Here is a 9,792-nt window from a genome sequence, read left to right on the forward strand (position 1 = left end):
GGCGGCTTTTGAGAAGCCGCCGTTTCTTTTTGTCTATTGGCAATCTGCAAACGCTCTTAATAAAAGGTATGGCGGCTTTAGGAGGTAGCCGCCATGAAGCACATACCGTACCGACAAAATTCGACGGTCATTGACTTGTTAAAAAAAGCCCGACCACCACCGGGGGAAATTACGCTTGTATATATGAACTGTCTAATCATCTAAATACTACTTATAATACCTATGCGCCTGTCCGGGCTTTTCGGACGGGCGCATTTTGCTGCTCAAAAAATTTTTTGAAAAAATTTCAAAAAATCTTCGGCGTTTTTGAAAACCGCCGTATTGCCCCGCGAAAAGGGGGAAGCACCACCAACTTTCCAACGAGAAAGGAGGTGAGAATGTGGAACCTAACAGCAGGGAGTTTTACAAACAGTGTGCTTTTCAGAAGTTTTGTAATACGGTGCTGCACAATGAAGCGTGTGACGCTCACAGGGAGCTGCACAGGCATAAGGCAAGGGAAGTCACCTTTTCCGACATGACCTTAGACGAAGCGCGACAGCTTCATACGTTTGATGAATATTTCAAACGGGAAACTGTTGAAACCGTCTTTGAGAAAGCCGGGAAGAAAATCACGCCAAAGCTGCTTCTTGAAGCAATCCGTACTTTACCGGAAGAAAAGCGCAAAGCCATACTGCTGTATTACTTCGAGGGAATGAACGATACCGAGATTGCGGAACTGTTCAATACGTCGAGAAGCACGATACAGTACAGGCGGACAAGCTCTTTTGAGAGATTAAGAAAATATCTGGAGGAAAATGCTGATGAATGGGACGAATGGTAACGAACCCGGCTACCCGGAAAATGCCCTTGTTCCCTATCCTGTCATTGTGGCAGCGACAAAGGGCGACCCGGACGCCATGAAGATTGTCTTGCAGCATTTCAGCGGCTACATAGCCCGTCTTTCCATGCGGAAGCTGTACGACGAGCGCGGAAACGTCTATTTCGGCGTAGACCACGACATTCGGGAACGGCTGCAAGCAAAACTGATGATGGCTGTCCTCACCTTTAGGACAGAGGAATAACCGAAGCAGCGGCGGGACGCTTTCTCTAACCCCCTTTTCCGTTCCGCTGCTGACGCGGGCAGCACAGCCATTTTTGAACCTTGAAAAAGAAAGCGGCGCAAGATAACAGCGGCGCAGCATAGGGCAAATCGGATACGTTCCTTTTGCGCCGAGCCATACGGCTGGTGCGCCATGACGCTATCCCGGTGGGAGTATTCCCACCCGGACAGCCGAGCGACCAACACCGCGCCGGAAAGCAAGTGTAGCGGCTTGCGGGCGACGACACGCAGAATATACAATGATACTTCCTTACAGCCACAGTCCGAGCGTTAAGAGCGTCGCAGGCAATGGGTAGGGCGGCATGAGAACCATGCCGGGGTGAAATTCCCATGAGGTTATGCTAATAACCGTCCGATTAAAGCCTTTGTTTTATTGAATAGTGGACTTGCTGCTATTCATAGACTGTATTATATTTGCGAAAGAAAGGGGGATTTTCTTTGACGCAAAACCAAACGCCCGTTACCACAACGGAGCATAAAATAGGGAAAGTTACTTACCTTGTATGTTCGTCCGCAAGTGAACACGCGACGGACACACTGGATAAAAAGATAAAGAAGCTCATACGCAAAGACATGGAGCTGAACCCCGCAAACGCCCGGAAATAGGGCGTTTCTTCACATTTTATACATGACACAGGCAGCGGTATGTGGTATAATATAGACAGTACAAATACCATGCTTGTCTGTCGTCGGAAAGGAGGACAAAATGTTACAGACAGACAAGATTACCGCTTTATATTGCAGATTGAGCCAGGAAGATATGCAAGCCGGGGAAAGCGAAAGCATACAGAACCAAAAGCTGATTTTACAAAAGTACGCTGACGAACACCACTTTTTCAACACGCGCTTTTTCGTAGACGACGGATTTTCCGGCGTGAGCTTTGAGCGTGAGGGGCTTCAAGCCATGCTGCATGAGGTTGAAGCCGGGAACGTGGCAACCGTCATAACAAAAGACCTTTCCCGTCTGGGACGTAATTATCTGAAAACCGGCGAACTGATAGAGATTGTTTTCCCCGAATACGAAGTGCGCTACATTGCCATTAACGACGGTGTAGACACAGCGAGGGAAGATAACGAGTTTACCCCTCTGCGGAACTGGTTCAACGAGTTTTACGCCCGCGACACCTCAAAGAAAATCCGGGCTGTCAAACAGGCAAAGGCACAGAAAGGCGAGCGCGTCAACGGCGAAGCCCCTTACGGCTACCTTATCGACCCGGATAACCGCAATCATCTGATACCCGACCCGGAAACGGCACACGTCGTAAAACAGATTTTTGCAATGTATGTACGGGGCGACCGTATGTGTGAAATCCAGAACTGGCTACGGGACAACGAAATACTGACCGTCGGGGAACTGCGCTACCGCAGGACAGGGAGCAAACGCCACCCCCGCCCACAGCTCAACGCATGGTACAACTGGCCGGATAAGACACTGTACGACATTCTGACAAGGAAAGAGTATTTAGGGCATACCATAACCGGAAAAACCTACAAGGTATCTTATAAGTCGAAAAAGACGAAAAAGAACCCGGAGGAAAAAAGGTATTTCTTCCCCAACACTCACGAACCTTTGATTGATGAAGAAACCTTTGAACTTGCACAGAAGCGGATTGCCACCCGGCAACGCCCGACAAAGGTTGATGAAATTGACCTGTTTTCCGGGCTGCTCTTTTGTGGGGACTGCGGCTACAAAATGTATGCAGTACGCGGAGCCGGGACGCTTGAACGGAAACACGCCTACACTTGCGGCAACTACCGCAACCGGGCAAGAAATGATATGCTTTGCACTACCCATTATATCCGCAAAAGCGTATTGAAAGAACTTGTCCTTGCAGACTTGCAGCGAGTAACGTCTTATGTGAAAGAGCATGAACAGGAGTTTATCGAAACCGCCAACGAGTGCAGCGCAAAGGCAGTACAAAAGACGCTGACACAGCAGCGGAAAGAGCTTGACAAGGCGCAGAACCGTATTAACGAGCTGAACATCTTATTCCGCAAGCTCTACGAGGACAACGCTTTAGGAAAACTTTCAGATGAACAATTTGCTTTTCTGACTTCCGGCTATGATGAAGAAAAAAAGACGCTGACCCGGAGGATTGCGGAGCTGTCACAGGAAATCGACAACGCCACCGAGCGCAGCGCGGACGTAAAAAGGTTTGTCGCACTGGTACGCAGATACACAGCGATTGAAGAACTGACCTACGAAAACGTCCATGAATTTATTGACCGTATTCTTATTCACGAACTGGATAAGGAAACGAACACCCGCAAAATCGAAATCTTTTATAGCTTTGTCGGCAGAGTTGATACAGGCGACAAGCCTACCGAAAGTATCTCCTATTTCAGACAGATAGGAGCCGACGTAAAGAGTTATGCTATCTAACATACATCAAAAAGAGGTAAGATAACACCCTCTGTAAAAAAGGTATCGTTATCTTACCTCAACAAAATTCGTTCCAGAATACCCGTCGTCCACATAGGTCTGGACAAGGTGCCAGCCCTTTTGACGGACATACTCGGTGAGGATGGCTTTTTGCGTCCCAATGCTGGCGCTCTCGTCCCCGGAACTGTCCTCTTTCACGTCCTCCCGTGACAATCTGCAATAAATCGCCACATCATAAATGGTGCTGTCTTTTTTCGTTCCCATCGTGATACCTCCTTGTGTTGAACAGACTTTACGGACAGTTTATCCGTCCTCACCCTCCTTGTCCAAGGTGCGGCGGCGTTCAAGCTGCCGCCGTAAATCCTCATAAATAACGGGGAAAAGAACATCTTCCATGCTCTTTTCCCCGGTGAATACCCGCTGAACAACAAGGCGGGGCTTCTGCCGCTTGGGAGCGGTCTGCTTCGCCATGCCGCTCACCTCCCGTCCCGGCTGGAACGCTGGCGCTCCAGGTGGCGGGCGTAAAAGGCCAGGGCTTTCAAGATGAAGTCCTCTTTCTGCTGGGGAGTACGCAGCTTGTTCAGGTACTTCCCAACCTTATCGCTGGACAGCTTGATATACTCCTTCTGATTGCCCTTGACCTCCGACATGATGTGGAAGATACCGTCCATATCAAGCTGGCCCGCTTCACTCAGCTTCCGCATACGGATGGCTTGGGACAGCGAGGGGGTGGCGTCCTCGCTCTCAATGGTTTCCAGCAAATCCCGCTGTTCCTGCTGGGTCAGATAGGACAACTCCACGGCGGGGGTAAAAGCGATCCTGCCCTCGTCCACCAGGGACAGGAGGGGCTTTTCCAGCTTGGTCAGGCGGATATACCGCTGCACCTGGGTTTCGCTTTCCCCGGCGTTCTCTGCCACAGCGCCCCGTGACGACTTCTGTCCAGGTTGGACAGACTTTTTCCCCTGGTGCCGCAAGGCTTCCACCTTCATCTTGTAAGCGAACGCCTTTTCGGAGGGCAAAAGACCCTCCCGCTGGATGTTGGAATCCACCATGAAGATCACGGCGCTGTCACGCTCCATATCACGGACAAGGGCGGGGATCATCTCGATCCCCGCCCTCCTGCAAGCGTGTAATCTGCGGTGGCCGCTGATGACCTCATACCCGCCCTCCTTGACCGGGCGCACCACAATGGGCGTCATCACGCCAAACTCCCGGATACTCTGGACAAGCAGCTCCATGCCCTCATCGTCCCTGACCTGAAAGGGATTGTCCTGAAAAGCCATGCACTCCGATACCTTGATTTCCTGAATATTCATCTATCATTCCCTCTTTCCTGAATTTTTCGGGCTTCCCGCTCACTTTTCGTCAACTGCGCCAGCAGTTCCGGGGGAATCCGGGAGATGATTTCCGCCAGCCGTTTCTGCTCCCGGTTCAGTTGATACAGCTTGTAGTTGGCTTCCTCCAACTCCTGTTTGTAGTTCTGATTGGCCTGCCACGCCGTGGCCCGTCCCTCCGTCACATAGGCAAGCTCCCGTTCCAGGTCAGCGATCTGCTTGTCCGTGCTGGCGACCTGGGCCTTTAGCTGGGTCATCTCCGGGGCATACCTGCCGAGAAGGGCGATGGCTTCTTCTTTTTTTCTGCCGTTGTTAAACGCTCCAATGCTGTTGATGGCCTGACATATCTCGTCATAGTGCTTGTATAGCTCCGCCGTCAGCTTGAACATATAGGGCGGGACGTGCTTACGGCGGGTCTGCTTCTGCGGCAAGCCGCGGGACAGGTCTGGATACCGCTGGCGCATATGCTCGTAAAACCTGTCCTGCCACTTCACAAGGCCCTGCGGCCCGCCGATAATGTCCTTGGAGGACAAGCGGCCCTTGGCGGTGATAGGGACAAAGCAAAGGTGCATATGGGGAGTAGCCTCGTCCATATGCACCACGGCGGAGATGATATTCTCTTTTCCAAAATTGTCCTCGAAGAATTGGTAGGCGTGGCTGAAATACTCCCTCTGTTCCTCCTGGCTCTTTGCTTTCAGCCAGTCAGGAGTGCCGCCCACAAAGCAGTCCTGCAACACCACGCTGTCCTTGCGCCGCCTTGCCCCGGCCTGCTCGATACGGGCCAGCACAGCGTCCCGATAGGGGAGGGACGGCGCTATGATGTGGTAGTTCGTCCCGGTGCGCCCCCGGTCAATGTCGGGATTGCTCTTGTATTCCTCTTTCAGCCGTTCATGGTGCTTGTTGATACGCCCCACCGAGGGCAGCTTTCGTTTTTCAATCCGCATGATTGCGTAATTCGCCATAGCGACCTCCTTTGAGGAAGGATGTAAGAAGTCACATTGTCCCGTAGAAGCGGGCGGTATCTCCCATCCCTCCGTCTGTATTTGGAACGGACGTGTTCAAGACCGGGCGGGGTCAGGTACACAACATTTGCGCCCGCAAAAAGATACCGCCATGCTTTGTTCGCTCCCCGCTCACAAAGCATAACGGTATCTGGCGGTGGCTGTGCCGCTCGCCCCGGCTCGCAGCACAACCGTCGCCGCAGGCGCAAATGTTGTGTAACCCACTACACCTTGCAAGCAAGGTGGTGGGCCAGAGGGCTTCCCTCTGGACTCCCTTCCGGGCGGCGTCATAGACCGTCCTCGTCAGGTAACGACCAAAGCCATACAGCACCCGCCTTAACGGAGCGGACGCCCAAAAGCTGCTTTGCCTTTTTCGCCGTACTCTCCCCAACGCCCGCCGTTCTAAGCTTCTCCATGACCTCACGCTGGGGCTTTGGCCCGTCCGAGAGAAGCTGACTTATTACCTCCTTGGCCTGCCGCATTTGGGTGTCGGGCCTGCCCAGGTTGGCGAACACGTTGCCCAGCACTTCATCCGCTGTCTTGGCGGTTTCCTCAAGCCACTGGACAGCGCCCCCACCCACTGAAAAGACAATGGCGCTGCCGGTAGGCCCCACGTTGCATTTCACCTGGGCCATGATACGCTCGTCCGGGTGTTCCCGGTCTGTCCGGGCCACCAGCAGCACACTCCGGGCAGCGCCCACAATATCCACGGAGCCGACGGCCCGGTTGATGGCCTTTTGACCGATAGCCTTGTTCATGTGGTGGACGATGAGGACGGCGCACCGCTGCTCCCTGGCGATCTCGATGAGGGGGCGGAACTGCCGCCGCACCTCGTTGGCGGCGTTGATACCCGTTTCCTCCCCGATGTAGGCGGAGAGGGGGTCAAGGACGATAAGCCTTGCCCCCGTCTGCCTGACGGCCTGTGTCAGCCTTTCATCGGAAAAAGAGAGATACCGCTCCCTCTCGCTGATGAACAACAGGCGCTCCGGGTCGCCCCCGGCGTTGATGAACCGGGGGACAATGGTATCATCGGCGTCGTCCTCGCTGGATTGGTAGATGATGTTGATGGGAGACTGTCCCGGCCCGTCCGTAAAGGGCATGGGCTGGCCCTGGCTCAACATTGCGGCGAGGTTAAGGACAAAGGTGCTTTTGCCGTCCCCGGCGTCCCCTTGTACCACCGTTATCTTGCCAAAGGGGATGTAGGGATACCACAGCCATTCAATCTCCCGTACCTTGACCTCGCTGGCCTTGGTGATTTCGATTTCTGCCATGTGACCGCTCCTTCCATTGGTTTGATTATGGCATAAAAATAGGGCTGGGAGTTACCCGGCCCTATGTACGCAACGATATAATGTGACTTCTTACATCCTTCCCTTGCAACCAAAAGTATGTTGAAATTTCTGGCGAATGTTGGTATAATGGCGATGATAAAACTGTCCGATAAATCCCGAGTTACGGAGGTATCTAAATGAACCCACTTTATACAAAATACAAGAACTTGAAGATAGATGGTAGTTGGATTGGTTTGGAGCCTGGAACACAAACACCGTATTTTTGCACTCCCATTGGAGCGGAAATCATTGGTTGGGATAATGGCATACACTACTGCTTTATTAAGGGCTTTGGAGATATGGTGTTCTGCGTCAACCCAGAAACTTGCTGCGATTACAATGTCTATCCAATTGCCCGTAATTTCTGCGATTTCTTGGGGCTGATACTCGCCACTGGTAACACAAATATTTTGCAACAGATTATTTGGTGGGACAAGAAAAGGTTTGAGGATTTTGTTAATAGTCCAGAAGAACAGAAATGGAGCGTTCGGCCCGAAGTGCAAGGTGTCTTGAGTACAATTCGCAAAGAGATAGATGTGGCACCGATAGATACTCCGTTTGAATATGTCAAGGCAATTCAAAAAGATTTTGATTACAGTAAAATACAGTACAGCGATGAATATTATGAAGTGACTGGCATAGAGAACCCTAACGGAACAAACACGTCGGATAAACCTTTACTTGAATTCGAGCCTGTCATTATTAAAGTTATTAAAGCTTACAGAAAAAATGATAAAGATTGATAACTTCTGATTTGAAATGGAGTTTTAACCATGTTACAGATAGTTTTTTCCGACAGTGAATGTGGGACATTGAAGATGGCCACGCATTGGGGGCCGTCCAGTTGGGACGATGGGCCGATTGGATTTATTTTCGGTGACGGAGAGCGAGAACCTACTCAGGAAGAGAAGAACCAGGCTATGGCCCAGCTCAAGGCCCAATGGGAGGCAGAAAACCGCCGGGCACGGCCCGTGGGCGGCAATCCTGGGGATGTGTTATGCCCGTCTGTTGGATTGGATATCGGCCCCATAAGCGGCCCTGATGTGGAGAGGGCCCGGTTTGATTTGCTCACCGCTTGGCTGGGGGGCGACTTCCCACTCCCAGATACCTACCCGGACGATCATACTCAGCGGGATATGCTTTGGGAACAGCGCCAGCGGGACAAAGAGCGGCTTTTGGAGTGCGGAAAACATGGCGAGGCTGTGCGTATTTGGTATAGCAATGCGCCTTACTCCCTGTGCGGATTTTATGATGTGCTTTGGCAACTGCGGGACTGTGATTGCCCCGTGACCGCTTTGGAGATGCCCCAGTGGATGCCGCTGGGAGATGATACGGTGCAGTCCTGTTTGAGTTGGGGAGACCTGTCTCCGGGAGACTGGGCAGCGTATCTATCTCTTGAACGAGAAATCCCCAAAAATGTCCGCAGAGCTATCGCTATGGAGTGGTCACAGCTTCAAGAGGAAAATTCACCCTTGCGTGCTGTTGTTAATGGCCGTTTGCACAGTGTAGGGGAGGATTTCTACGATCCATTCATTCGTGCCCAAATCCCTGATGGAATTTTCCGGGTGGCTCATCTCATCGGTGATGTATTGGGGCGGTATCAATTGGGTATCGGCGACTGGTGGATTGCCAAGCGTATTCAAGCTATGGAAACCCAAGGGGAACTGATTACAGTGTCCAAGGGTGACGGCTTCTACCGAAATGAAGTTCGCAGAGCTTGATAAAGAAAATCAAAATTTGTTGGAGAAATGGGGATGTTTTATGCGGCCGCAAGCCTATTTGTCCCCGACACCCCGGCCTGCAAAGGGAAGTCGTCAAGCGGCGGTGTGCCGCACCGCCTCACGGGAATTTCACCCCAACTGCCGTTCTGACAGAGCCGTCCCCATTGTGTGAAGCTGTGGCTGGGCGGGAGTACCATTGTCATTCCGACTGTCATCGCCGTGCCGGGGGCAAAGCGGCACTTGCAGGGGGTATTCTCGCTCGGCCCGATAGGGCGGGGGTCATGGCGTACCCTGCTGCTGTGGCTCATGCTTTCGCACATCGGAACTGATGTACTTGACGAATGCGTGTCCAGTTGTCAAGGAGCGTCGAGGGAATATCCCTCAACGCCCCACTACAACTTTTAAGGTCTAAAACGGAACTTTTATTTTCCCGTGATTTTTTACAAAATTTCTGGATGGTGTTTTTGTAAACGGTAACGGCCACTTGGACAGGCATTGAATCAAGATACCCCAACGACACAAAGTAACTTCTTACATCCTTCCTTGAAAAAGCGGAGACACCCTGGCAGGTGCCTCCGCTTTGATATGTGTCCGCAAAGTCCGTCCATCATCACTGGGCCTCCACGGGCAATCCAAATGGTGAAGGGCGATCAATTTGTGCTGTACGTTGGTGCCTGCCCCCATCTTTTGCGTGGAGCCGATCAGCACCCGTATCTGGCCGGAGCGCACCTTGCCGAACAGCTCCTTTTTCCTCGCCTCTGTGTTAGCCGAATGAACATAGGCTATTTCTTCAGCCGGTATGCCCTTGGCAATCAGTTTGTCACACAGGTCATCGTATAAGTTTTGAAAGTAAGCGTAAAATGTACCACCGCATATACAAGGGAATAGGAGAATGCAGATAATAGTCCCGAGAGGTCTTGAGA

General features: G+C 51.9%; 11 protein-coding genes and 1 pseudogene. 6 read left to right on the forward strand and 6 right to left on the reverse strand.

What is annotated here, in order from left to right; translation table 11 throughout:
- The first annotated feature begins 379 nt into the window (after positions 1-379).
- The 4 genes from D1641_RS13650 to D1641_RS13665 all read left to right on the forward strand — a co-directional run bounded on the left by D1641_RS13650 (position 380) and on the right by D1641_RS13665 (position 3,482).
- Entirely contained in the window at positions 380-820 is a 441-nt protein-coding gene (locus D1641_RS13650) for a sigma-70 family RNA polymerase sigma factor (RefSeq protein WP_160666619.1), read from the forward strand.
- The gene (locus tag D1641_RS13655; RefSeq protein ID WP_016289899.1) at positions 801-1,061 is read left to right on the forward strand and encodes a helix-turn-helix domain-containing protein; all 261 of its coding nucleotides are present in this window, start codon (positions 801-803) and stop codon (positions 1,059-1,061) included. Before D1641_RS13650 ends, D1641_RS13655 begins: the two co-directional genes overlap by 20 nt.
- 476 nt (positions 1,062-1,537) lie before the next feature.
- Positions 1,538-1,705, forward strand: coding sequence for a transposon-encoded TnpW family protein (locus tag D1641_RS13660; RefSeq protein WP_029676856.1), 168 nt, complete (start codon positions 1,538-1,540; stop codon positions 1,703-1,705).
- A 100-nt stretch (positions 1,706-1,805) separates the two neighbouring features.
- Positions 1,806-3,482, forward strand: a complete 1,677-nt coding sequence (locus D1641_RS13665; protein ID WP_002569190.1) for a recombinase family protein — start codon at positions 1,806-1,808, stop codon at positions 3,480-3,482.
- 63 nt (positions 3,483-3,545) lie between these two features.
- Here D1641_RS13665 and D1641_RS13670 read toward each other — a convergent pair.
- The 5 genes and pseudogenes from D1641_RS13670 to D1641_RS13690 all read right to left on the reverse strand — a co-directional run.
- Positions 3,546-3,746, reverse strand: a pseudogene (locus D1641_RS13670) (recombinase family protein); the annotation flags it as partial.
- Positions 3,747-3,785: 39 nt separating this feature from the next.
- The gene (locus tag D1641_RS13675; protein WP_160666623.1) at positions 3,786-3,953 is read right to left on the reverse strand and encodes a hypothetical protein; all 168 of its coding nucleotides are present in this window, start codon (positions 3,951-3,953) and stop codon (positions 3,786-3,788) included.
- Positions 3,954-3,958: 5 nt separating this feature from the next.
- The gene (locus D1641_RS13680; protein ID WP_160666625.1) at positions 3,959-4,798 is read right to left on the reverse strand and encodes a ParB/RepB/Spo0J family partition protein; all 840 of its coding nucleotides are present in this window, start codon (positions 4,796-4,798) and stop codon (positions 3,959-3,961) included.
- A complete protein-coding gene (gene mobV / locus D1641_RS13685; RefSeq protein WP_160666627.1) occupies positions 4,795-5,778 on the reverse strand; it encodes a MobV family relaxase in 984 nt (327 codons plus the stop codon). The genes D1641_RS13680 and mobV overlap by 4 nt, the downstream gene beginning before the upstream one ends.
- Before the next feature lie 326 nt (positions 5,779-6,104).
- Complete coding sequence (locus tag D1641_RS13690; RefSeq protein WP_160666629.1) at positions 6,105-7,088, reverse strand: AAA family ATPase; 984 nt, start codon at positions 7,086-7,088, stop codon at positions 6,105-6,107.
- Positions 7,089-7,285: 197 nt separating this feature from the next.
- On the opposite strand from D1641_RS13690, the gene D1641_RS13695 reads away from it, so the two are divergent.
- On the forward strand, positions 7,286-7,891 hold the full coding sequence (locus tag D1641_RS13695; protein WP_160666631.1) for a hypothetical protein: 606 nt from the start codon (positions 7,286-7,288) through the stop codon (positions 7,889-7,891).
- 30 nt (positions 7,892-7,921) lie between these two features.
- Positions 7,922-8,869, forward strand: a complete 948-nt coding sequence (locus D1641_RS13700) for a DUF3658 domain-containing protein (protein WP_160666633.1) — start codon at positions 7,922-7,924, stop codon at positions 8,867-8,869.
- A 531-nt stretch (positions 8,870-9,400) separates the two neighbouring features.
- Here D1641_RS13700 and D1641_RS19270 read toward each other — a convergent pair.
- A partial coding sequence (locus D1641_RS19270; RefSeq protein WP_207708641.1) for a helicase C-terminal domain-containing protein occupies positions 9,401-9,792 on the reverse strand: 392 nt, incomplete at its 5' end.

The sequence above is a fragment of the Colidextribacter sp. OB.20 genome, assembly GCF_009911595.1.
In the GTDB taxonomy this organism is placed as follows: Bacteria; Bacillota; Clostridia; order Oscillospirales; family Oscillospiraceae; genus Lawsonibacter.